A 20,916-nucleotide genomic window follows, 5' to 3' on the forward strand; every position below is an offset into this window, starting at 1 on the left:
AAAATGGCGAGTAAATATAAAAATGTGATCAAGATCACATTTTAAAAAATGAACCTAAAAAATATTTTGTGATCCAGTTCACATTTTCAAATGAAAAAATTTTTTGTTTGAAGACAGCTGTGCTATTTTTTGCGCATCAAAAACACAGTCTTTTCTGTTCTATGGAGAAAGCGATATGCTATCAGCAAATGCAAAATTGAAGGTTCAAAGTTTTGGACGCTTTTTGTCAAATATGGTGATGCCGAATATCGGCGCATTTATTGCGTGGGGATTTATTACCGCGCTTTTTATCCCGACGGGTTGGTTGCCGAATGAGGAACTGGCTAAATTAGTCGGTCCGATGGTAACGTATTTATTGCCGTTGTTAATCGGTTATACCGGCGGTAAGTTAGCCGGCGGCGACCGCGGTGCGGTTGTGGGGGCGATTACCACTGCCGGTGTGATCGTCGGTACCGATATTCCGATGTTCTTAGGCGCCATGATTGCCGGTCCGACCGGCGGTTGGGCGATTAAACGTTTCGACAAATGGGCGGACGGTAAGATTAAAAGCGGTTTTGAAATGTTGGTTAACAATTTTTCCGCCGGTATTATCGGGATGATTTTAGCGATTTTGTTCTTCTGGGTGATCGGCCCGGTAGTAAAATCGGTATCTCAAGCGTTAGCGGCGGGTGTTGACGTATTAGTACAAAATAATTTATTACCGTTGACTTCTATCTTTGTGGAACCGGCAAAAATTCTATTCCTGAATAATGCGGTTAACCACGGCGTGTTCTCGCCGTTGGGGATTCAGCAATCCCAAGAATTCGGTCAATCCGTTTTCTTTCTGATTGAAGCGAATCCGGGGCCGGGTTTGGGGGTATTACTCGCTTATATGTTGTTCGGTAAAGGTTCTGCCAAACAAACTTCCGGCGGTGCGGCGATTATCCACTTCTTCGGCGGTATTCACGAAATCTATTTCCCTTATGTATTAATGAATCCGCGTTTGATTTTGGCGGTGATCGCAGGCGGCGCGACCGGTGTCTTCACTTTAGTTTTATTTAATGCGGGGTTACAGGCGCCGGCGTCTCCGGGTTCAATTATTGCCGTGTTAGCGATGACGCCGAAAGCCTCGTTCCTGGGGGTGATTTCATCCGTGGTTGCCGCCTGTGCCGTGTCTTTTGTTATCGCCGCTTTCTTTGTGAAATTACAAAAAGAAGAAGATGTGGGGGATTTGGAAGAAGCGCAGGCCGTTTCTAAAGCGATGAAAGGCGGTGCGGCGGCACAGCAACCGGTAACCGACTATAAAGGGTTGAGCAAAATTTTCGTATCTTGTGATGCAGGTATGGGATCCAGCGCAATGGGCGCCAGTATGCTGCGTAAAAAAGTGAAAGATGCGGGTTTGCCGATTGAGGTAACTAACTGCGCAATTAATGACTTGCCGAGCGATGCCCGGATGGTGATTACTCATCAAGATTTAACGTTACGCGCAAAAAAACAAGTGCCGAACGCAATGCATTTTTCGTTGACTAATTTCCTGGATAATAAATTCTATGACGGCTTAGTAAATGACTTAAAAGCCGGCTTTGACGAAGAAAGCGGTACGGAGGCGGCGGTCGCTACATCGAAAGGCAACGGTTCAGAAGAAACCGGGGTGACATTCAGTTTAATGCCGGAACAGATTTTCTTAGGTCTAAAAGCGAATGATAAATTTGATGCTATCCGTTTTGCCGGCGAGCAATTAGTGAAAGCGGGTTTTGTTCAACCAAGTTACGTCGATGCGATGTTTGAGCGAGAAAAATTGGTGTCCACCTACTTAGGAGAAGGGGTTGCGGTGCCGCACGGAACTATCGAAGCGAAAGATGCTGTAATTAAAACAGGGGTAGTGGTTTGTCAATATCCTGAAGGTGTTCGTTTTACGGATGAAGAAGACGGCGTGGCCAAACTGGTTATCGGTATCGCTGCTCGCAATAACGAACATATTCAGGTCGTATCGGCAATTACGAACGCATTGGACAGCGATGAAGCGATTGAATTACTGACCTCGACTAACGATGTAAATAAAGTTCTGGAATTGTTAAAAGCATAATTAGCGCAGGGTGGGCTTGCTAGCCCACCTTTTCTCACTTCAATAATTCGGTGGGCTAACAAGCCCATCCTACAAAGGGAAATAATATGAAAGCATTACATTTCGGTGCCGGCAATATCGGACGGGGTTTTATCGGTAAATTACTGGCGGACAGCGGTGTGGAAGTGATTTTTGCAGATGTAAACGAATCCGTTATAAATTTGCTGAAAACTAACCGCACTTATGGTGTGAAAATCGTAGGCGACAGCATTAATACGATTGAACGGGTTAACAATGTTTCCGGTGTGAATTCAACGGATGAGGCTGCGATTGTCACGTTATTTAACGAAGTGGATTTAGTAACGACTGCGGTTGGTCCTAATGTCCTAAAAATCATTGCCGGTACAGTGGCGAAAGCGTTAGAAGCACGTTTAGCGGGTGGTAATACTAAACCGCTAAATATTATTGCCTGTGAAAATATGGTGCGCGGTACAACGTTCTTAAAAGAGCAAGTATTTACGCATTTAAATCCGGCGGTAAAAGATCAAGTTGAGCAATTAATCGGTTTTGTGGACAGCGCAGTTGATAGAATTGTGCCACCGGTTAAGCCTGATGCGAACGATCCGTTATTGGTGACGGTTGAAGAATTCAGCGAATGGATAGTGGATAAAACCCAGTTTAAAGGTACCGTTCCGGATATTAAAGGCATGGAACAAACGGATAATTTGATGGCGTTTGTCGAACGAAAATTATTTACCTTGAATACCGGACACGCCGTCACCTCATATTACGGTAAGTCCAAGGGGTATCGATTCGTAAAAGAAAGCATTGAAGATGCGGAAGTGAAAGCCTTTGTGAAATCCGTTATGCAGGAGAGCGGTGCGGTGTTGATTAAGCGCTATGGATTTGATCCGCAGGCGCATGCGGCATATATCGAAAAAATCTTAAAACGTTTCGCCAATCCGTTCTTAGTGGATGATGTGGATCGTGTGGGTCGCGAACCGTTACGTAAGTTAAGTTATAACGATCGTTTGATTAAGCCGTTGCGCGGCACGCTGGAATACGGTTTACCGAATGATAATTTGATTCGCGCCGTTGCGATTGCGCTTTCCTATCGTAACGAACATGATCCGCAAGCGTTAGAGTTGGCGAAATCTATTGCCGATAGCGGTGTGGCGGCGACCCTGAGAAAATATACCGAATTAGAGGATGAATCGGTAATCGAGCGTATTGTTGCGACATATAACGCACAATAATTTCAGAGGCAAAGTGCGGTCGGAAAGAACACTATTTTTTTAACCGCACTTTTCAGTTGTGTTCATTTTTGTAAAGGATTTTATTGTGGTATCGGAAGATCCTATCTATGAAAAACTCAATGACGTACCGTCTATTCGTGGATTTGTGACGGCAAGCGTAGCAATCTTTGACGAATTGGTGGATCTGCTCATTAATCGGGTCTTTCGCAAAAATGATTTTGCCGTGAAATCGGTAATCGACAGCTTGTTTGAAACTTCGGGCCCGTTGGCCGCTTTAAGTATTCGGCTCAAAGTATTGTTAGGGTTAGGCGTTTTATCCCAAGAAGCGTTTGAAGATATTTCGGCGTTCATGCAGCTAAAAGACAAACTGAATGAAGACAGTCGGGAATATCATTTTTCCGATGAGTTGATCGTCGCATTTACTCATAAATTAAAGCTGTTCAAAGACAAAGCCATGTTGCCGCAACATGAAATGACGGAAGCGCCGGATTCGTTAGTGGGACAAGTGAAAATTCAACGCCGTGAAAAACTGGTGCGTTCTTGCTTGATTTTGACGGTTACGGAAATTTATCAACAATTACAAGTGGAAAGTCCTTTATAATTTATAAAAAGTGCGGTCGGAATTTTGAGCGTTTTTTTCAGAAAAGGCTTGCATTTAACGGATAACTCAGTATAATTTGCGGACTTTCGAGATGAAAGTCGTTTAATGTAATCATTTATTAAACGTAAGATTACGATAAGTAATCTATAACAATGTTCCCGATCAGGGAACTAAATAGGTCTGCTGCACTTCCCTTTATTAAGATGTTAAAGGCGATGGTGTCAGTTTTTTTATAGCTAAATTTTATTGGAGCTCTGGTCTAATGCAGAACCAAAGAATCCGTATCCGCTTAAAAGCTTTTGATCATCGTTTGATCGATCAATCTACTGCGGAGATCGTAGAAACAGCTAAACGTACCGGTGCACAAGTTCGTGGTCCAATCCCTTTACCAACTCGTAAAGAACGTTTTACTGTATTAATTTCGCCACACGTGAATAAAGACGCGCGTGACCAATATGAAATTCGTACGCACAAACGTTTAGTTGATATCGTTGAGCCAACAGAAAAAACTGTTGATGCATTAATGCGTTTAGATTTGGCTGCCGGCGTTGACGTGCAGATCAGCCTAGGTTAATTAAGAGGTTATTACAATGATTGGTTTAGTCGGTCGTAAAGTTGGTATGACCCGCGTTTTCACTGAAGACGGCGTGTCCATTCCAGTTACCGTTATCGAAATCGAAGCCAACCGCGTAACTCAAGTTAAAACTCTTGAAAACGATGGCTATACTGCAGTTCAAGTTACTACTGGCTCTAAAAAAGCAAGTCGTGTAACTAAGCCTGAAGCTGGTCATTTCGTGAAAGCAGGTGTTGAAGCTGGTCGCGGTTTATGGGAATTTCGTACTGAAGGTGAAGAATTCACTTTAGGTCAAGAAATTAACGTTGACATCTTTGCGGATGTTAAAAAAGTTGATGTTACCGGTACTTCTAAAGGTAAAGGTTTCCAAGGTGGTGTTAAGCGTTGGAACTTCCGTACCCAAGATGCTACACATGGTAACTCTTTATCACATCGTGTACTTGGTTCTATTGGTCAAAACCAAACTCCGGGTCGTGTGTTTAAAGGTAAAAAAATGGCCGGACACTTAGGTGCCGAACGTGTAACCGTTCAATCACTTGAAGTTGTTCGTGTTGATGCTGAGCGTAAATTATTATTAGTTAAAGGTGCTGTTCCCGGCGCAACTAATAGTGATGTTATCGTAAAACCGGCAGTTAAAGCGTAAGTCTAGGAGATAGAGATGGAATTACAAGTTGTAGGTGCGAACAACGCACTCACTGTTTCTGAAACTACCTTCGGACGTGAGTTTAACGAAGCGTTAATCCATCAAGTAGTTGTTGCGTATGCGGCAGGTGCTCGTCAAGGTTCACGCGCTCAAAAAACTCGTGCTGAAGTGTCTGGTTCAGGTAAAAAACCTTGGCGTCAAAAAGGTACAGGCCGTGCTCGTTCCGGTGATATCAAATCACCAATCTGGCGTTCAGGCGGTATCACTTTTGCGGCGAAACCACAAGATCACAGCCAAAAAGTGAACAAAAAAATGTACCGTGGTGCAATCAAAAGCATTCTTTCCGAATTAGTTCGTCAAGACCGTTTGGTGGTTGTTGAAAAATTTGAAATTGATGCGCCAAAGACTAAAGTATTAGCACAAAAATTAAAAGATATGGCGTTAAATGACGCTCTTATCATCACTGCAAGCTTAGATGAGAATCTATTCTTAGCTGCACGTAACTTATACAAAGTTGATGTACGTGATGTGCAAGGTATCGACCCCGTAAGCCTAATCGCTTTCGATAAAGTGGTTGTAACTGTTGATGCAGTGAAACAAATTGAGGAGATGTTAGCGTGATTCAACAAGAACGTTTGCTAAAAGTGCTTAAAGCACCACATATCTCTGAAAAAGCAACTAACAACGCAGAGACTTCAAATACTATCGTATTCAAAGTTGCATTAGATGCAAACAAAGTTGACATTGCTAACGCAATTGAACAACTTTTTGAAGTGAAAGTAGATTCAGTTCGTACAGTTGTTGTTAAAGGTAAAACCAAACGCCGCGGTAATAAAATGGGTCGCCGCAGTGACTGGAAAAAAGCTTATGTTACTCTTCAAGAAGGTCAATCACTTGACTTCGTTGAAGGTGCAGCAGAGTAATAACGGAGGAATAAATAACTATGGCTATCGTTAAATGTAAGCCGACCTCCGCTGGTCGTCGTCACGTTGTTAAAATCGTGAACCCTGAATTACACAAGGGCAAACCTTACGCGCCATTATTAGACACTAAATCTAAAACTGGTGGCCGTAATAATTTAGGACGTATCACTACTCGTCATATCGGTGGTGGACATAAACAACATTACCGTTTAGTCGATTTCAAACGTAACAAGTTAGATATCCCAGCGGTTGTTGAGCGTCTTGAATATGATCCGAATCGTTCTGCGAATATTGCTTTGGTGCTTTATAAAGATGGTGAACGCCGTTATATCTTGGCACCTAAAGGTTTGTCCGTAGGCGATGAAATCCAAGCCGGTGTAAATGCGCCGATTAAAGTTGGTAACTCACTACCAATGCGTAATATTCCGGTTGGTTCAACTGTGCATAACGTTGAGTTAAAACCTGGTAAAGGTGGTCAAATCGCTCGTTCTGCAGGTGCATACGTACAAATCATTGCGCGTGAAGGTAACTATGTGACTTTACGTTTACGTTCAGGTGAAATGCGTAAAGTGTTAGCTGAATGTGTAGCAACGATTGGCGAGGTCGGTAACTCCGAACACATGCTTCGTGTGCTGGGTAAAGCTGGTGCTAATCGCTGGAGAGGTATCCGTCCGACAGTTCGTGGTACAGCAATGAACCCGGTAGATCACCCGCACGGTGGTGGTGAAGGCCGTAATTTCGGTAAACACCCGGTAACTCCTTGGGGCGTTCAGACCAAAGGTAAGAAAACTCGTCACAACAAACGTACTGATAAATATATCGTACGTCGTCGTGGCAAATAATAAATTTAATTAAGAGGATAAGCCATGCCACGTTCTCTCAAGAAAGGTCCTTTCCTTGACCTACACTTGTTGAAGAAGGTAGAGAAGGCGGTGGAAAGCGGGGATAAAAAACCAATTAAAACCTGGTCCCGTCGTTCAATGATCATTCCATCAATGATTGGTTTGACCATCGCAGTCCATAATGGTCGTCAGCACGTTCCAGTTTATGTTTCAGACGAAATGATCGGACATAAATTAGGTGAATTTGCACCGACTCGTACATACCGCGGTCATGCTGCGGATAAGAAAGCTAAGAAGTAAGAGGTAAATAGATGGAAACTATCGCAAAACATCGTTACGCTCGCACTTCAGCGCAAAAGGCTCGTTTGGTTGCGGATTTAATTCGTGGCAAAAAAGTTGCGGCAGCATTAGAAATCTTAACTTACACTAACAAAAAAGCGGCAGCTTTAGTGAAGAAGGTTTTAGAATCAGCTATTGCAAATGCAGAGCATAATGACGGTGCAGATATCGATGATCTTAAAGTTGCTAAGATTTTCGTTGATGAAGGTCCTAGCATGAAGCGTGTAATGCCACGTGCTAAAGGTCGTGCAGATCGTATTTTAAAACGTACAAGCCACATTACAGTGGTTGTGTCAGATCGTTAATCGTAGAGGAATAACAAATGGGTCAAAAAGTCCATCCACATGGTATTCGCCTTGGTATTGTTAAACCTTGGAGCTCTACTTGGTTTGCGAATACACAAGACTTCGCCGATAACTTAGACGGCGATTTCAAAGTACGTAAATTCTTAAATAAAGAATTAATGAATGCTTCAGTTTCACGTATCACAATTGAACGTCCGGCTAAAAGCATTCGCGTAACAATTCATACAGCTCGCCCGGGTATCGTTATCGGTAAAAAAGGTGAAGATGTTGAGAAATTACGCACCGCAGTAGCGAAAATAGCAGGCGTACCAGCTCAAATCAATATCGCTGAAGTGAAAAAACCTGAGCTAGATGCAAAATTAGTTGCGGACAGTATTGCTTCACAATTAGAGCGTCGTGTAATGTTCCGTCGTGCCATGAAGCGCGCGGTGCAAAATGCAATGCGTTTAGGTGCCAAAGGTATCAAAGTTGAAGTAAGCGGTCGTTTAGGTGGTGCAGAAATTGCACGTTCTGAGTGGTATCGTGAAGGTCGCGTACCATTGCATACATTACGTGCGGACATCGATTATAACACTGCAGAAGCACATACTACATACGGCGTGATCGGCGTTAAAGTATGGATCTTCAAAGGTGAAATTCTTGGTGGTATGGCTGCAATTGCACAACAACCAGAACAACAACCGGCTGCGCCTAAAAAGGCACCACGCGGCAAAGGTCGTAAGTAAGGAGATCTGCTAAATGTTGCAACCAAAACGTACAAAATTCCGTAAAGTCCATAAAGGACGTAACCGTGGTTTAGCTGCCGGTACTGAAGTTAGTTTCGGTACATTCGGCTTAAAAGCGGTTGGTCGCGGTCGTTTAACAGCTCGTCAAATCGAAGCGGCTCGTCGTGCGATGACTCGTGCAGTTAAACGTCAAGGTAAAATCTGGATTCGCGTATTCCCAGACAAACCGATTACTGAAAAACCATTAGAAGTTCGTATGGGTAAAGGTAAAGGTAACGTGGAATATTGGGTTGCTTTAATCCAACCAGGTAAAGTACTTTATGAAATGGACGGAGTTTCAGAAGAAATTGCCCGCAATGCATTTGCATTAGCAGCAGCGAAACTTCCGATTAAAACAACGTTCGTAACTAAGACGGTGATGTAATGAAAGCTCAAGAACTACGTAACAAAAATGTTGAAGAGCTGAATGCTGAATTGAATAACCTTTTAGGTGAGCAATTCAAATTGCGTATGCAAGCAGCCACCGGTCAGCTTCAACAAACTCACCAGTTAAAACAAGTGCGTCGTAATATTGCACGGGTTAAAACTGTATTAAATCAAAAGGCGGGTGAGTAATGACTGATAAAATTCGTACTGTTCAAGGTCGTGTAATCAGCGATAAAATGGATAAATCTTTTACAATCGCAATCGAGCGTAAGGTAAAACATCCTCTTTTAGGTAAATTTATCCGTCGTACAACGAAATTACACGTTCATGATGAGAACAACGAAGCAAGATTGGGTGATTGGGTCGAAATTAAAGAATGTCGTCCTGTATCAAAAACTAAATCTTGGACTTTAGTTCGTGTAGTAGAAAAAGCAACTATTGCTTAATTTCTATACTTGAAATTTAAACCCTATCAGCAATGTTAGGGTTTTTTTGTATGTAAAGTGCGGTTAAAAATTGATATGTTTTTTGACTGTTTTTGATTTACTAAAATGGAGTTGATCTCGGTTTCTTAATCTGATAAACTCCGCGAACTGCCTGCATTGGGCAGGTGGTCCCGAAAGGGTGTTTTATTAAATTAACGGAGCACTAATATGATCCAAGAACAGACTATGCTGGATGTTGCTGATAACTCAGGGGCTCGCAGCGTAATGTGTATCAAGGTTCTAGGTGGATCGCACCGTCGTTACGCTGCTATTGGCGATATCATCAAGATTACTGTGAAAGAAGCAATTCCACGCGGTAAAGTAAAAAAAGGTGATGTGTTAAAAGCAGTAGTTGTGCGCACCAAGAAGGGTGTTCGTCGCCCAGATGGCTCAGTTATTCGTTTCGATGGCAATGCTTGTGTAATTTTAAACAATAACACTGAGCAACCTATCGGTACTCGTATTTTTGGACCTGTGACTCGTGAACTTCGTTCTGAGAAATTCATGAAGATCATTTCTTTGGCTCCAGAAGTACTATAAGGAGAACGTAATGGCTGCTAAAATCCGTCAAAATGACGAAGTAATCGTACTTGCTGGTAAAGACAAAGGCAAGCGCGGCAAGGTAACACAAGTGTTACCAAATGGTAAAGTGATTGTTGAAGGTGTTAAAATCATCACTAAACATGAAAAACCGGTACCTGCTTTAGGTAAAGAAGGCGGTTTAGTGAAGAAAGAAGCTCCGATTGATGCGTCGAACGTAGCGATTTTCAACCCGAAAACAAATAAAGCTGACCGTGTAGGTTTTAGATTTGAAGATGGTAAAAAAGTACGTTTCTTTAAATCTAACAATGAAATTATTTAACAAACTGGAGTAATGCGATGGCGAAACTGCATGATTACTACAGAGATCAAGTAGTTAATGAATTGAAAACTAAATTCAACTACGCATCTGTCATGCAAGTCCCACGAATCGAAAAGATTACCCTGAATATGGGTGTGGGTGAAGCATTGACCGACAAAAAACTTCTAGATAATGCGGTAGCAGATCTAGCAGCAATTAGCGGTCAAAAACCTTTAATTACTAAAGCGCGCAAATCTGTTGCAGGCTTTAAAATCCGTCAGGGATATCCAATCGGTTGTAAAGTAACACTACGTGGTGAACGTATGTGGGAGTTCTTTGAACGTTTAATTACAATTGCTGTTCCGCGTATCCGTGACTTCCGCGGTTTAAGTGCGAAGTCTTTTGACGGTCGTGGTAACTATAGCATGGGTGTGCGTGAGCAAATCATCTTCCCTGAAATCGATTATGATAAAGTGGATCGCGTACGTGGGTTAGATATTACTATCACCACTACAGCGAAGAATGATGAAGAAGGTCAAGCACTACTCGCTGCCTTTAATTTCCCATTTCGTAAATAAGGCAGGTTACAATGGCTAAACAATCAATGAAAGCACGCGATGTTAAACGCGTTAAATTGGCTGAAAAATTCTATGCTAAACGTATGGAATTGAAGAAAATCATTTCTGACGCTAATTCATCAGATGAAGATCGTTGGGATGCGGTATTAAAATTACAGTCTTTACCGCGTGATGCTAGCCCGAGCCGTCAACGTAACCGTTGTCGCCAAACCGGACGTCCTCACGGCGTTCTTCGTAAGTTTGGTTTAAGCCGTATCAAGGTCCGCGAAGCAGCAATGCGTGGCGAGATCCCAGGTCTTAAAAAAGCAAGTTGGTAATTTACCACTTTATTTTGGAATCGGAGAATAAAATACAATGAGTATGCAAGATCCAATCGCAGATATGTTGACCCGTATTCGTAACGGTCAAGCTGCGAATAAAGTTGCGATCAGTATGCCTTCTTCCAAGCTAAAAGTGGCTATTGCCAACGTATTAGCTGCTGAAGGTTATATTGAAAGCGTTAAAGTTTTAGAAGGTGCAAAACCTGAATTGGAAATTACTTTAAAATATTTCCAAGGTAAACCGGTTGTAGAAAGCATTCAACGTGTAAGCCGTCCTGGTCTTCGTATTTACAAACGTAAAGACGAATTACCAAAAGTTATGGGTGGGTTAGGTGTTGCTGTAGTTTCTACATCTAAAGGTGTGATGACTGACCGTGCTGCTCGCCAAGCGGGTTTAGGCGGTGAAATCATCTGTTATGTAGCTTAATAGAGAGGTAGGAAAATGTCTCGTGTTGCTAAGGCACCTGTTAATATTCCTGCCGGAGTTCAAGTTTCTTTGAACGGTCAGCTATTAACGGTGAAAGGTAAGAATAGCGAATTATCTCGTACTATTCATAATTCAGTCGAAGTTAAGGAAGATAACGGTGCATTGACATTTGCTCCACGTGAAGGATTTGCGGGTGCAGATGCACAAGCAGGTACAGCACGTGCATTAGTTAATGCAATGGTTATTGGTGTTACTGAAGGCTTTACTAAAAAACTACAACTAGTGGGTGTAGGTTACAGAGCGCAAGTTAAAGGCAATTCAATCAGCCTAAACTTAGGGTTCTCTCATCCTGTGGAGCACACTTTACCTGCAGGTATTACTGCAGAATGTCCATCTCAAACAGAAATTGTATTGAAAGGTGCTGACAAACAATTAATTGGTCAAGTGGCTGCAGATATTCGAGCATACCGTAAACCAGAGCCTTACAAAGGCAAAGGTGTTCGCTATGCTGATGAAGTTGTTCGTACTAAAGAAGCTAAGAAAAAATAATTTAAGGTAACACTATGGATAAGAAATCAGCTCGTATCCGTCGTGCAGCTCGTGCTCGTCATATGATGAGAGAGCAAGGTGTAACTCGTTTAGTAGTTCACCGCACTCCGCGTCATATTTATGCTCAAGTGATTGCACCGAACGGTTCAGAAGTGCTTGCCGCTGCTTCAACAGTAGAAAAAGAAATCAGTGCGCAAGTTAAATATACCGGTAATAAAGATGCTGCAGCGGTAGTTGGTAAACTAGTAGCTGAACGCGCATTAGCGAAAGGCGTTAAAGACGTTGCTTTCGATCGTTCCGGATTTAAATATCATGGTCGTGTCCAATCTTTAGCGGACGCTGCTCGTGAAGCTGGTCTACAGTTCTAATAGAGGATATTGAGATGTCAAACATCGAGAAACAAACTGGTGAACTGCAAGAGAAGCTAATCGCGGTAAACCGTGTATCAAAAACTGTAAAAGGTGGCCGTATCATGAGCTTCACTGCTTTAACAGTAGTGGGCGATGGTAATGGTCGAGTCGGTTTTGGCTACGGCAAAGCGCGCGAAGTTCCGGCAGCAATCCAAAAAGCAATGGAAAAGGCTCGTCGCAATATGATTAACGTAGCTTTAAATGATGGTACGTTACAACATCCCGTTAAAGGTGTTCATACTGGTTCTCGTGTATTTATGCAACCAGCCAGTGAAGGTACGGGTATCATTGCGGGCGGTGCAATGCGTGCAGTATTAGAAGTTGCAGGTGTACGCAACGTTCTTTCTAAAGCATACGGTTCAACCAATCCAATTAATGTTGTTCGTGCAACTATTGATGCGCTTGCAAATATGAAATCACCAGAAACGGTTGCTGCTAAGCGTGGTAAAACCGTTGATGAAATCCTGGGGTAATTGATAATGGCTAAAACTATTAAAGTAACACAGGTTCGTAGTTCAATTGCTCGTTTACCGAAGCATAAAGCTACGTTACGTGGTCTTGGTCTTCGCCATATGCACCATACTGTTGAGTTGATCGATACTCCGGCAGTACGTGGTATGATTAACCAAGTTTCATATATGGTTAAAGTGGAGGAGTAAGAGAATGCGTTTAAATACTCTATCCCCGGCTGAAGGTGCGAAGCATAGTGCGAAGCGCCTTGGTCGCGGTATTGGTTCCGGTTTAGGTAAAACGGGTGGACGCGGTCATAAGGGACAAAAATCTCGTACAGGCGGTAAAGTTCGCCGTGGTTTCGAGGGTGGTCAAATGCCTTTATACCGTCGTTTACCAAAATTTGGTTTTACGTCTAAAATTGCGGCAGTAACTGCAGAAATTCGTTTGAATGATTTAACTAAAGTTGATGGTAATATCGTTACTTTAGAAGCATTAAAAGCTGCAAACGTAATTACTAAAGATATTCAATTTGCTAAAGTTATTTTAGCAGGTGAAATCAATAATGCGGTGACTATTCGCGGTTTACGCGTAACTCAAGGTGCTAAAGCAGCTATTGAGGCTGCTGGCGGTTCAGTTGAGGAATAATTAATAAATGGCTAAAAAACCAGGTTATCAAAATAGAAGCACCCAAAACGGTGGTAATGAACTGAAAAGCCGTTTGCTTTTCGTATTAGGTGCATTGATCGTTTTCCGTATTGGTTCTTTCATCCCGGTTCCTGGTATTGATGCGGCCGTATTGTCCCAATTGATTGAGCAACAAAAAGGTACCATCATTGACATGTTTAATATGTTCTCTGGTGGCGCCTTGAGTCGTGCGTCTATTTTTGCATTGGGAATCATGCCATATATTTCGGCATCGATTATTATCCAGCTCTTAGCTACTGTATCTCCTACGTTAGGGGAGTTACGTAAAGAAGGTGAGAGTGGACGTCGTAAAATTAGTAAATATACGCGTTATGCAACTTTAGGTCTTGCTACTTTGCAGGCAATTGGGATTTCAACAGGTTTACCGAATATGCTACCTGGGTTGGTTCCTAACTTGGGGTTCGGTTTTTATTTCACTGCCGTAGTTAGTTTAGTTACCGGCACCATGTTTTTAATGTGGTTGGGTGAACAAATTACTGAACGAGGTATTGGTAACGGTATTTCCCTCATTATCTTTGCTGGTATTGTGGCGGGATTGCCGTCTGCTATTGGTCAAACAATTGAGCAGGCTCGTCAAGGGCAAATGCATCCTCTGGTGCTTTTATTAATTGCTGCAGTTGTTTTTGCGGTGACTTATTTTGTTGTCTTCGTAGAACGAGGACAAAGACGTATTAAAGTTGAATATGCTAAACGTCAGCAAGGACGACAAATTTTAGGTGGGCATTCGACTCATTTACCATTAAAAGTGAATATGGCAAGTGTTATGCCTGCTATCTTTGCTTCAAGTATTATTTTGTTCCCAGCGACATTGGTGTCTTGGTTTGGTGAGAGTTCTAGCCTTGAATGGTTGACAAATCTTTCAATGATGTTGCAGCCAGGTCAGCCTATTTATTTGATCGTTTACGCGATTGCAATCATGTTTTTCAGCTTTTTTTACTCGGCAATGCAATTTAATCCTCGCGATACCGCAGATAATTTAAAAAAATCTGGTGCATTTATACCGGGAATTAGACCAGGAGAACAAACTTCACGTTATATTGATAAAATAATGACCCGTTTGACGCTAATTGGCGGTTTATATGTGGTTTTCGTGTGTTTGGTTCCTTACATTATGATGTCAGCATGGAATGTTCAATTCTATTTTGGTGGTACGTCTTTGTTGATCGTCGTAGTGGTTATTATGGATTTCATCGCTCAGATTCAAAGTCACTTGATGTCAAGTAAATATGAATCTGCGTTGAAAAAAGCAAACCTTAAAGGTTTCGGACAATAGTCCGGTTTAAAGAAAAAGGGATAAGCAATGAAAGTTCGTGCTTCCGTAAAAAGAATCTGTCGTAACTGTAAAATTGTTAAACGTGAAGGTGTCGTACGTGTTTTATGTACCGACCCTAAACATAAACAACGTCAAGGTTAATTGATAAATATCTTGCAAAGAACAGGTTGAGCAGTTATACTGCTCAGCTCATTTATATCCTTGGCATACTGTTTGAGTATCCTGAAACGGGCTTTTCAAGATCAGTATGTCAAATTAGTTAAAATATAGGAGTGCATAGTGGCCCGTATTGCAGGCATTAACATTCCTGATCATAAACATGCAGTAATTGCTTTAACAGCGATTTACGGTATTGGCAAAACTCGTTCACAGACTATTTGTGCTGCGGCAGGTATTGCTGAAAATGTTAAGATCAGCGAATTGTCTGAAGAGCAGATTGATAAACTGCGTGACGAAGTTGGTAAATTTACCGTTGAAGGTGACTTACGCCGAGAAGTAACACTTAACATCAAACGTCTTTTAGACTTAGGTTGTTATCGTGGTTTACGCCATCGTCGTAGTTTACCGGTACGTGGTCAACGTACTAAAACTAATGCGCGTACCCGTAAGGGTCCTCGTAAGCCGATCAAAAAATAGTCGGGGTAAATATTAATGGCTAAAACACCAGTTCGTGCACGTAAACGTGTAAAAAAACAAGTTGTAGATGGCGTAGCACACATTCACGCTTCTTTCAATAATACAATCGTGACTATTACTGACCGTCAAGGTAATGCTTTAGCATGGGCTACTGCTGGCGGTTCAGGTTTCCGTGGTTCTCGTAAATCGACTCCATTTGCTGCACAGGTTGCCGCAGAGCGTTGTGCTGAAATGGTCAAGGAGTTTGGTTTAAAGAATTTGGAAGTTATGGTTAAAGGTCCGGGTCCTGGTCGTGAATCAACTATTCGTGCATTAAATGCAGCGGGTTTCCGTATTACGAATATTACCGATGTGACTCCGATTCCTCATAACGGTTGTCGTCCACCGAAAAAACGTCGTGTTTAATCGGAAATTAGGATAATTGGAGAAAGAAAATGGCAAGATATTTGGGTCCAAAACTCAAGCTAAGCCGTCGTGAAGGCACAGACTTATTCCTTAAGTCTGGCGTGCGTGCTATCGATTCTAAATGTAAAATTGATACAGCGCCAGGTCAGCACGGTGCTCGTAAACCACGTCTGTCTGACTATGGCAGTCAGTTACGTGAAAAACAAAAAGTTCGCCGTATCTACGGTATCTTAGAACGTCAATTCCGTAATTATTATAAAGAAGCGAATCGTTTGAAAGGTAATACTGGGGAAAATTTATTAGTATTGCTTGAAGGTCGATTAGATAATGTAGTCTATCGTATGGGATTTGCTGCTACTCGTGCAGAGGCTCGCCAATTAGTGAGTCACAAAGCGATTGTTGTAAATGGTCGTGTTGTAAATATCCCATCTTTCCAAGTTTCAGTTGATGATGTAGTCGCTATTCGTGAAAAATCGAAAAAACAAGCTCGTATAAAAGCATCACTGGAATTAGCAGAACAAAAAGAAAAACCGACTTGGTTAGAAGTTGATTCTGCAAAAATGGAAGGTGTATTCAAACGTGTTCCTGAACGTTCTGATTTATCAGCAGACATTAACGAACATCTCATCGTTGAGCTTTATTCTAAATAATAGTTAAAGCTTAAAAGCAAAGAGAGGATAAAATGCAGGGTTCTGTTACAGAATTTTTAAAGCCACACTTAGTTGATATTGAGCAAATTAGTTCAACACATGCTAAAGTGATCTTAGAACCGTTAGAGCGTGGTTTCGGTCATACTCTAGGAAATGCATTGCGTCGTATTCTTCTATCTTCAATGCCGGGTTGTGCTGTAACTGAGGTAGAAATTGAAGGCGTGTTGCATGAATATAGTAGTAAAGAAGGCGTTCAAGAAGATATTCTTGAAGTACTTTTAAACCTGAAAGGCCTCGCGGTTAAAGTTCAGAATAAAGATGATGTTTTTCTGACACTAAACAAATCTGGAATTGGCCCTGTTGTTGCTGGCGACATTACCCATGACGGTGATGTTGAGATCGTAAATCCTGAGCATGTTATCTGCCATCTCACGGATGAAAACGCATCAATTAGTATGCGTATTCGTGTTCAGCGTGGTCGAGGTTATGTACCAGCGTCAGCTCGTGCACATTCTCAAGATGAAGAACGTCCTATTGGTCGTTTGTTAGTAGACGCTTGTTATAGCCCTGTAGATCGTATTGCTTACAATGTAGAAGCAGCACGTGTAGAGCAACGCACTGACTTAGATAAATTAGTTATTGAGTTAGAGACAAACGGCACGCTCGATCCCGAGGAAGCAATTCGTCGTGCAGCAACAATTTTAGCAGAGCAGCTTGATGCATTCGTTGATTTGCGTGATGTTCGTCAGCCTGAAGTCAAGGAAGAAAAACCGGAATTTGATCCGATTTTATTACGTCCTGTTGATGACTTAGAGTTGACAGTTCGTTCTGCTAACTGTTTGAAAGCAGAAACAATTCACTATATCGGTGATTTGGTACAGCGTACAGAAGTTGAGTTATTGAAAACACCTAATCTTGGTAAGAAATCACTTACTGAAATTAAGGATGTACTTGCTTCACGCGGCCTGTCATTAGGTATGCGTCTTGATAATTGGCCGCCAGCAAGTATTGCTGAAGATTAATCGGCCTAAAGATTAAGATTTTTCTGAGAAGGATAAGATCATGCGCCATCGTAAGAGTGGTCGTCAACTAAACCGTAATAGCAGCCATCGCCAAGCGATGTTCCGTAATATGGCTAGTGCTTTAGTTAGTCACGAAATCATTAAGACTACATTGCCAAAAGCTAAAGAATTACGTCGTGTAGTTGAACCGTTAATTACATTAGCAAAAGAAGATAGCGTAGCAAACCGCCGTTTGGCATTTGCACGTACTCGCAACGTTGAAACTGTTGCTAAACTATTTAATGAATTAGGTCCACGTTTTGCACAACGTGCAGGTGGTTATACTCGCATCTTAAAATGTGGTTTCCGTGCAGGCGATAATGCTCCAATGGCATACATTGAATTAGTAGATCGTCCGGAAGTTTCAACTGAAACGGCAACAACGGAATAATTCATCATAAATTAGAAAAGCTCACAAGATTTGTGAGCTTTTTATTGTTTATTTCACTAAATAACGTATTAATTTAGCGATCATCTAACCCTTTTATTAAGTAATTTCCCATTGAATCAGCCAAACTTCTAAAACCTACGTTAATTATCTCAAATTTGTTTTTATTTATTCCGTGATAATCAAAATTTTCGTGATGATGGCCATGAAAGACCTGTGTCACCCCCATTTTAGTTGCCAGATTGTTTATTGCATAAAAGCCTGCAGGATGAGGCTCGGGTGCTTCATGGCAGACTAGAATATCCGCTTGTTGTTGTTCTAGTATTTCTATATCCAGGGGAAATATTGAGGTTCTATGGCGCAGCGGAATTCCTCTTCGCCAAAGTTTTTCCGGTGGACAATACTGGCAATAATGGATTGGATCAAAATATAACGGCTTATTAGGGGGCATCCAAATTTGTCCCCGAAATACCCCCCCGAGTCCCGCAATACGTTTTCCTTGAATTTCAACAACTTTTCCATGTAAATTGCGTGTTTTCCATTGACTATTCCAAAGCGAGTCATAGGCTGCCGGTGTTTTACTGTCATGATTTCCATGGATGTACCAAACTTCACACCATTTGCTAAGCTTATCTAATTCATTACAATCGGTTAATTGTAAATCGCCTAAAATTATTAATGCAATTTCTTCATTTTTTCTTTGTAGAAACGGATATAAATGATCATAGCGGCCATGAGGATCTCCCGCAAAAAGAATCATATTACCTCCTATTTCTCAAAGTCAGAATTATTATCGTGCGTTAAATCCGAAATCTCTTCTTCATTTAAGATTTTTTCCACAATGAGTTTTGCCTGATTATAACGATCCAGATAACTCGGTGAATCAATCTCAATGTAGGGAACATTATACTTATCAAGAAGTTTTTTCAGCAGTTGTTGAAATCGTTGACGCTCTTTTGCATCTCCCAAACTTCTTAGTCCGTCGTCGACCCATTGTGTATTATTATTTAATAATATAGTTACATCAAAAGGATATTCTCTAATCATCGAATCAAGAAAAGGATGAGCTTTTCCCTCGTATTGAATACAGAATGCCTGCGTTGTAATAAAATCCGTGTCAATGAAGGCGACCTTATGAGCATGACGAACGGCATAATTAATGTACTGCTGTTGTCCTAATGCCATTTGAGGATAATCCGAATATTGCATTGCCTGTTCATCACCGCCTAATTGTTCGAATACGTATTCACGTCCATATTCCCAAGCGGAAGTCGTATTAAAAACAGTCGCTAATTTATTGACAAGTACGGATTTACCGCTGCTTTCACCGCCAAGAATGGCAATCGTTTTGGCAAAGAACGGACGCACTTCTTTGGGAATAAATTTCCAATAATGAAACGGATTAGTGCGAATTTTTGTCGCGGATACATTGAAGAATTGTCGCTGCGGATCAACTAATGAAACTTCCAGCCCCAGATATTTTTCATATGGTGCTTTATCCTGAATTTCGCTACTGAATACTAAAGTCGGATTGACGTTTTTCTCTTTTAACAGTTTTTTTACCGCGTTCGACCAACTTTCCCAGCCGTTTGGATAACTCGGCAACCCGTCTTCTACTAAATGATGAATAAAAATTTGATTTTTTTGGTACTTAAAAATCTGCTGCATCCAGCGTAAACGATCCTGCACTGTCGGCATGCGTTTCATTTTACTATCATAAAATAATTTTAGGTCGCGTTCCGTATCACTGCATACTACCACATGCACTTCGTCGACTTTACTGAACGCTTCATAAATCATATTAATATGTCCGGTATGCACGGGATAAAACTTCCCAAAAATAACACCGACCCGCTTATCTTTTTGGGCGGAAATCTGCAATACGCGATGTAGAGCGGAAAGCTTGTTTGCACTTGGGTTTTTAATTTTTCCGCTTACTAACTGATTAAAATAAGCACGCGTGATGCCGGCTTGCTCGCAAACTTCATTCACTTTCAGTTTTAATTGTTTACGTTTTTCCTGCAGATAAGCATATTCGGACGACATAGCAAAAATCCTCAAAAAATTGACCGCACTTTGCCAAAATGTAGCACAAAACGGCAAGTGCGCTGAAAAATAGACTTATTTGTCTATTGTATGTAATTTAATTCAATAAATAAAATCGTTTTTTCACCCTATAAATTACGCTATACTATCGCCGCATTCTCAGGGCAGGGTGAAATTCCCTACTGGCGGTCAAGCCCGCGAGCGTTTGTTATAAGGCAAAGTCAGCAGATTTGGTGAAATTCCAAAGCCAACAGTTACAGTCTGGATGAAAGAGAGTAAACCGTTTTGCGTTAGTAAAACGGTATTTCCCATTTCCAGCCCTGATTCTGGTACGATGTTTTACAAGGAATTTACTATGAATCAGTCTCTACTTGCGCAATTCGGTACAGCCGAAGAACGCGTTATCAAGGCAATTAATGCATTTAAACAGGGCAACGGCGTACTCGTTTTAGACGATGAAAATCGCGAAAACGAAGGGGATTTAATTTTCCCGGCGGAAACGATTACGACCGAGCAAATGGCAAAACTTATCCGTTTCGGCAGCGGTATCGTCTGCCTTTGTATCACGGACGAACTTTGTCAACAACTGGATTTACCGCCTATGGTGCAAAATAATAGCAGTGTTAATAAAACTGCATTTACTGTTACCATTGAAGCAGCACAGGGCGTATCTACCGGCGTGTCGGCGGCAGATCGCGTGACAACGGTAAAAGCCGCTGTGGCGGATAATGCCAAACCGTCGGATTTACATCGTCCGGGTCATATTTTCCCTTTGCGTGCGGCAAAAGGCGGCGTATTAACGCGGCGCGGACATACTGAGGCGGCAGTGGATTTAGCACTGTTGGCGGGATATAAACCGGCGGGAGTGATTTGTGAAATTACCAATGATGACGGCACTATGGCGCGTGCGCCTCAATTAGTTAAATTTGCGCAGGAATTTAATTATGCCGTAGTGACAATTGAAGATTTAGTGGCCTATCTAACCAAATAAGTTTGTTCATTTGCAATAAA

The 20,916-nt window shown here is 41.7% G+C and carries 34 protein-coding genes and 1 riboswitch; of the genes, 32 read left to right on the forward strand and 2 right to left on the reverse strand.

All coding sequences use genetic code 11. The annotated features are described in order from the left end of the window. The first annotated feature begins 175 nt into the window (after positions 1 to 175). From ASUC_RS02355 to rplQ, 31 genes are all read left to right on the forward strand, one after another. Complete coding sequence (locus tag ASUC_RS02355) at positions 176 to 2,065, forward strand: PTS mannitol transporter subunit IICBA (RefSeq protein WP_012072216.1); 1,890 nt, start codon at positions 176 to 178, stop codon at positions 2,063 to 2,065. An 86-nt stretch (positions 2,066 to 2,151) separates the two neighbouring features. Further along, positions 2,152 to 3,300, forward strand: coding sequence for a mannitol-1-phosphate 5-dehydrogenase (locus ASUC_RS02360; protein ID WP_012072217.1), 1,149 nt, complete (start codon positions 2,152 to 2,154; stop codon positions 3,298 to 3,300). A gap of 85 nt (positions 3,301 to 3,385) precedes the next feature. Further along, positions 3,386 to 3,901 carry an MltR family transcriptional regulator gene (locus ASUC_RS02365; protein ID WP_012072218.1) on the forward strand — a complete coding sequence of 172 codons (516 nt, stop codon included), beginning with the start codon at positions 3,386 to 3,388 and terminating at the stop codon, positions 3,899 to 3,901. 262 nt (positions 3,902 to 4,163) lie between these two features. Next, entirely contained in the window at positions 4,164 to 4,475 is a 312-nt protein-coding gene (gene rpsJ / locus ASUC_RS02370) for a 30S ribosomal protein S10 (protein ID WP_001181005.1), read from the forward strand. Positions 4,476 to 4,491: 16 nt separating this feature from the next. Continuing rightward, positions 4,492 to 5,118 (forward strand): 50S ribosomal protein L3, encoded by a 627-nt coding sequence (rplC, locus tag ASUC_RS02375; protein ID WP_012072219.1) that lies wholly within the window; start codon positions 4,492 to 4,494, stop codon positions 5,116 to 5,118. 15 nt (positions 5,119 to 5,133) lie between these two features. After that, the gene (rplD, locus tag ASUC_RS02380; protein ID WP_012072220.1) at positions 5,134 to 5,739 is read left to right on the forward strand and encodes a 50S ribosomal protein L4; all 606 of its coding nucleotides are present in this window, start codon (positions 5,134 to 5,136) and stop codon (positions 5,737 to 5,739) included. Further along, positions 5,739 to 6,041, forward strand: a complete 303-nt coding sequence (rplW, locus tag ASUC_RS02385; RefSeq protein WP_172435798.1) for a 50S ribosomal protein L23 — start codon at positions 5,739 to 5,741, stop codon at positions 6,039 to 6,041. Before rplD ends, rplW begins: the two co-directional genes overlap by 1 nt. Positions 6,042 to 6,061: 20 nt before the next feature. After that, positions 6,062 to 6,883: a 50S ribosomal protein L2 gene (gene rplB, locus ASUC_RS02390; protein ID WP_012072222.1), complete on the forward strand. Its 822-nt coding sequence runs from the start codon at positions 6,062 to 6,064 to the stop codon at positions 6,881 to 6,883. A 24-nt stretch (positions 6,884 to 6,907) separates the two neighbouring features. Next, positions 6,908 to 7,183, forward strand: coding sequence for a 30S ribosomal protein S19 (rpsS, locus tag ASUC_RS02395; RefSeq protein WP_005539416.1), 276 nt, complete (start codon positions 6,908 to 6,910; stop codon positions 7,181 to 7,183). 11 nt (positions 7,184 to 7,194) lie between these two features. Beyond that, on the forward strand, positions 7,195 to 7,527 hold the full coding sequence (rplV, locus tag ASUC_RS02400; protein WP_012072223.1) for a 50S ribosomal protein L22: 333 nt from the start codon (positions 7,195 to 7,197) through the stop codon (positions 7,525 to 7,527). Between the two features lie 17 nt (positions 7,528 to 7,544). Further along, entirely contained in the window at positions 7,545 to 8,252 is a 708-nt protein-coding gene (gene rpsC / locus ASUC_RS02405) for a 30S ribosomal protein S3 (protein ID WP_012072224.1), read from the forward strand. Positions 8,253 to 8,265: 13 nt separating this feature from the next. Further along, entirely contained in the window at positions 8,266 to 8,676 is a 411-nt protein-coding gene (rplP, locus tag ASUC_RS02410; RefSeq protein WP_012072225.1) for a 50S ribosomal protein L16, read from the forward strand. Continuing rightward, the gene (gene rpmC, locus ASUC_RS02415) at positions 8,676 to 8,867 is read left to right on the forward strand and encodes a 50S ribosomal protein L29 (RefSeq protein ID WP_012072226.1); all 192 of its coding nucleotides are present in this window, start codon (positions 8,676 to 8,678) and stop codon (positions 8,865 to 8,867) included. Before rplP ends, rpmC begins: the two co-directional genes overlap by 1 nt. Further along, positions 8,867 to 9,124, forward strand: coding sequence for a 30S ribosomal protein S17 (gene rpsQ, locus ASUC_RS02420; protein ID WP_012072227.1), 258 nt, complete (start codon positions 8,867 to 8,869; stop codon positions 9,122 to 9,124). The genes rpmC and rpsQ overlap by 1 nt, the downstream gene beginning before the upstream one ends. 207 nt (positions 9,125 to 9,331) lie before the next feature. After that, on the forward strand, positions 9,332 to 9,703 hold the full coding sequence (rplN, locus tag ASUC_RS02425; RefSeq protein ID WP_005548786.1) for a 50S ribosomal protein L14: 372 nt from the start codon (positions 9,332 to 9,334) through the stop codon (positions 9,701 to 9,703). Between the two features lie 10 nt (positions 9,704 to 9,713). Next, positions 9,714 to 10,025, forward strand: a complete 312-nt coding sequence (gene rplX, locus ASUC_RS02430) for a 50S ribosomal protein L24 (protein WP_012072228.1) — start codon at positions 9,714 to 9,716, stop codon at positions 10,023 to 10,025. A gap of 17 nt (positions 10,026 to 10,042) precedes the next feature. After that, positions 10,043 to 10,582: a 50S ribosomal protein L5 gene (gene rplE, locus ASUC_RS02435; RefSeq protein WP_012072229.1), complete on the forward strand. Its 540-nt coding sequence runs from the start codon at positions 10,043 to 10,045 to the stop codon at positions 10,580 to 10,582. A gap of 11 nt (positions 10,583 to 10,593) precedes the next feature. Then, a complete protein-coding gene (gene rpsN / locus ASUC_RS02440; protein WP_012072230.1) occupies positions 10,594 to 10,899 on the forward strand; it encodes a 30S ribosomal protein S14 in 306 nt (101 codons plus the stop codon). A gap of 37 nt (positions 10,900 to 10,936) precedes the next feature. Then, positions 10,937 to 11,329 carry a 30S ribosomal protein S8 gene (rpsH, locus tag ASUC_RS02445; protein WP_005759599.1) on the forward strand — a complete coding sequence of 131 codons (393 nt, stop codon included), beginning with the start codon at positions 10,937 to 10,939 and terminating at the stop codon, positions 11,327 to 11,329. 15 nt (positions 11,330 to 11,344) lie between these two features. Next, on the forward strand, positions 11,345 to 11,878 hold the full coding sequence (rplF, locus tag ASUC_RS02450) for a 50S ribosomal protein L6 (RefSeq protein ID WP_012072231.1): 534 nt from the start codon (positions 11,345 to 11,347) through the stop codon (positions 11,876 to 11,878). A 14-nt stretch (positions 11,879 to 11,892) separates the two neighbouring features. Further along, complete coding sequence (rplR, locus tag ASUC_RS02455; protein WP_012072232.1) at positions 11,893 to 12,246, forward strand: 50S ribosomal protein L18; 354 nt, start codon at positions 11,893 to 11,895, stop codon at positions 12,244 to 12,246. A gap of 14 nt (positions 12,247 to 12,260) precedes the next feature. Continuing rightward, positions 12,261 to 12,761: a 30S ribosomal protein S5 gene (gene rpsE / locus ASUC_RS02460; RefSeq protein WP_012072233.1), complete on the forward strand. Its 501-nt coding sequence runs from the start codon at positions 12,261 to 12,263 to the stop codon at positions 12,759 to 12,761. Between the two features lie 6 nt (positions 12,762 to 12,767). After that, positions 12,768 to 12,947, forward strand: a complete 180-nt coding sequence (gene rpmD, locus ASUC_RS11080; RefSeq protein ID WP_005543631.1) for a 50S ribosomal protein L30 — start codon at positions 12,768 to 12,770, stop codon at positions 12,945 to 12,947. 4 nt (positions 12,948 to 12,951) lie between these two features. Next, entirely contained in the window at positions 12,952 to 13,386 is a 435-nt protein-coding gene (gene rplO, locus ASUC_RS02465) for a 50S ribosomal protein L15 (protein WP_012072234.1), read from the forward strand. A gap of 7 nt (positions 13,387 to 13,393) precedes the next feature. Then, positions 13,394 to 14,719 (forward strand): preprotein translocase subunit SecY, encoded by a 1,326-nt coding sequence (gene secY, locus ASUC_RS02470; RefSeq protein ID WP_012072235.1) that lies wholly within the window; start codon positions 13,394 to 13,396, stop codon positions 14,717 to 14,719. A 27-nt stretch (positions 14,720 to 14,746) separates the two neighbouring features. Then, on the forward strand, positions 14,747 to 14,860 hold the full coding sequence (rpmJ, locus tag ASUC_RS02475; RefSeq protein WP_012072236.1) for a 50S ribosomal protein L36: 114 nt from the start codon (positions 14,747 to 14,749) through the stop codon (positions 14,858 to 14,860). 138 nt (positions 14,861 to 14,998) lie between these two features. Further along, on the forward strand, positions 14,999 to 15,355 hold the full coding sequence (gene rpsM / locus ASUC_RS02480) for a 30S ribosomal protein S13 (RefSeq protein WP_012072237.1): 357 nt from the start codon (positions 14,999 to 15,001) through the stop codon (positions 15,353 to 15,355). Positions 15,356 to 15,370: 15 nt separating this feature from the next. Continuing rightward, positions 15,371 to 15,760: a 30S ribosomal protein S11 gene (rpsK, locus tag ASUC_RS02485; RefSeq protein ID WP_012072238.1), complete on the forward strand. Its 390-nt coding sequence runs from the start codon at positions 15,371 to 15,373 to the stop codon at positions 15,758 to 15,760. Positions 15,761 to 15,789: 29 nt separating this feature from the next. Further along, the gene (rpsD, locus tag ASUC_RS02490; RefSeq protein WP_012072239.1) at positions 15,790 to 16,410 is read left to right on the forward strand and encodes a 30S ribosomal protein S4; all 621 of its coding nucleotides are present in this window, start codon (positions 15,790 to 15,792) and stop codon (positions 16,408 to 16,410) included. A 32-nt stretch (positions 16,411 to 16,442) separates the two neighbouring features. Continuing rightward, on the forward strand, positions 16,443 to 17,432 hold the full coding sequence (locus ASUC_RS02495; protein WP_012072240.1) for a DNA-directed RNA polymerase subunit alpha: 990 nt from the start codon (positions 16,443 to 16,445) through the stop codon (positions 17,430 to 17,432). 40 nt (positions 17,433 to 17,472) lie between these two features. After that, entirely contained in the window at positions 17,473 to 17,862 is a 390-nt protein-coding gene (gene rplQ / locus ASUC_RS02500) for a 50S ribosomal protein L17 (RefSeq protein WP_012072241.1), read from the forward strand. A 73-nt stretch (positions 17,863 to 17,935) separates the two neighbouring features. Here the strand turns inward: rplQ and ASUC_RS02505 are convergent, their stop codons facing one another. Then, positions 17,936 to 18,619, reverse strand: coding sequence for a metallophosphoesterase family protein (locus tag ASUC_RS02505; RefSeq protein ID WP_012072242.1), 684 nt, complete (start codon positions 18,617 to 18,619; stop codon positions 17,936 to 17,938). A gap of 8 nt (positions 18,620 to 18,627) precedes the next feature. After that, positions 18,628 to 19,905, reverse strand: a complete 1,278-nt coding sequence (gene nadR / locus ASUC_RS02510; RefSeq protein ID WP_012072243.1) for a multifunctional transcriptional regulator/nicotinamide-nucleotide adenylyltransferase/ribosylnicotinamide kinase NadR — start codon at positions 19,903 to 19,905, stop codon at positions 18,628 to 18,630. A 151-nt stretch (positions 19,906 to 20,056) separates the two neighbouring features. Beyond that, positions 20,057 to 20,186, forward strand: a riboswitch (FMN riboswitch). Between the two features lie 74 nt (positions 20,187 to 20,260). On the opposite strand from nadR, the gene ribB reads away from it, so the two are divergent. Then, the gene (gene ribB / locus ASUC_RS02515) at positions 20,261 to 20,896 is read left to right on the forward strand and encodes a 3,4-dihydroxy-2-butanone-4-phosphate synthase (RefSeq protein ID WP_012072244.1); all 636 of its coding nucleotides are present in this window, start codon (positions 20,261 to 20,263) and stop codon (positions 20,894 to 20,896) included. The last annotated feature ends 20 nt before the right edge of the window (positions 20,897 to 20,916 follow it).

Source organism: Actinobacillus succinogenes 130Z (assembly GCF_000017245.1).
GTDB lineage: Bacteria > Pseudomonadota > Gammaproteobacteria > Enterobacterales > Pasteurellaceae > Exercitatus > Exercitatus succinogenes.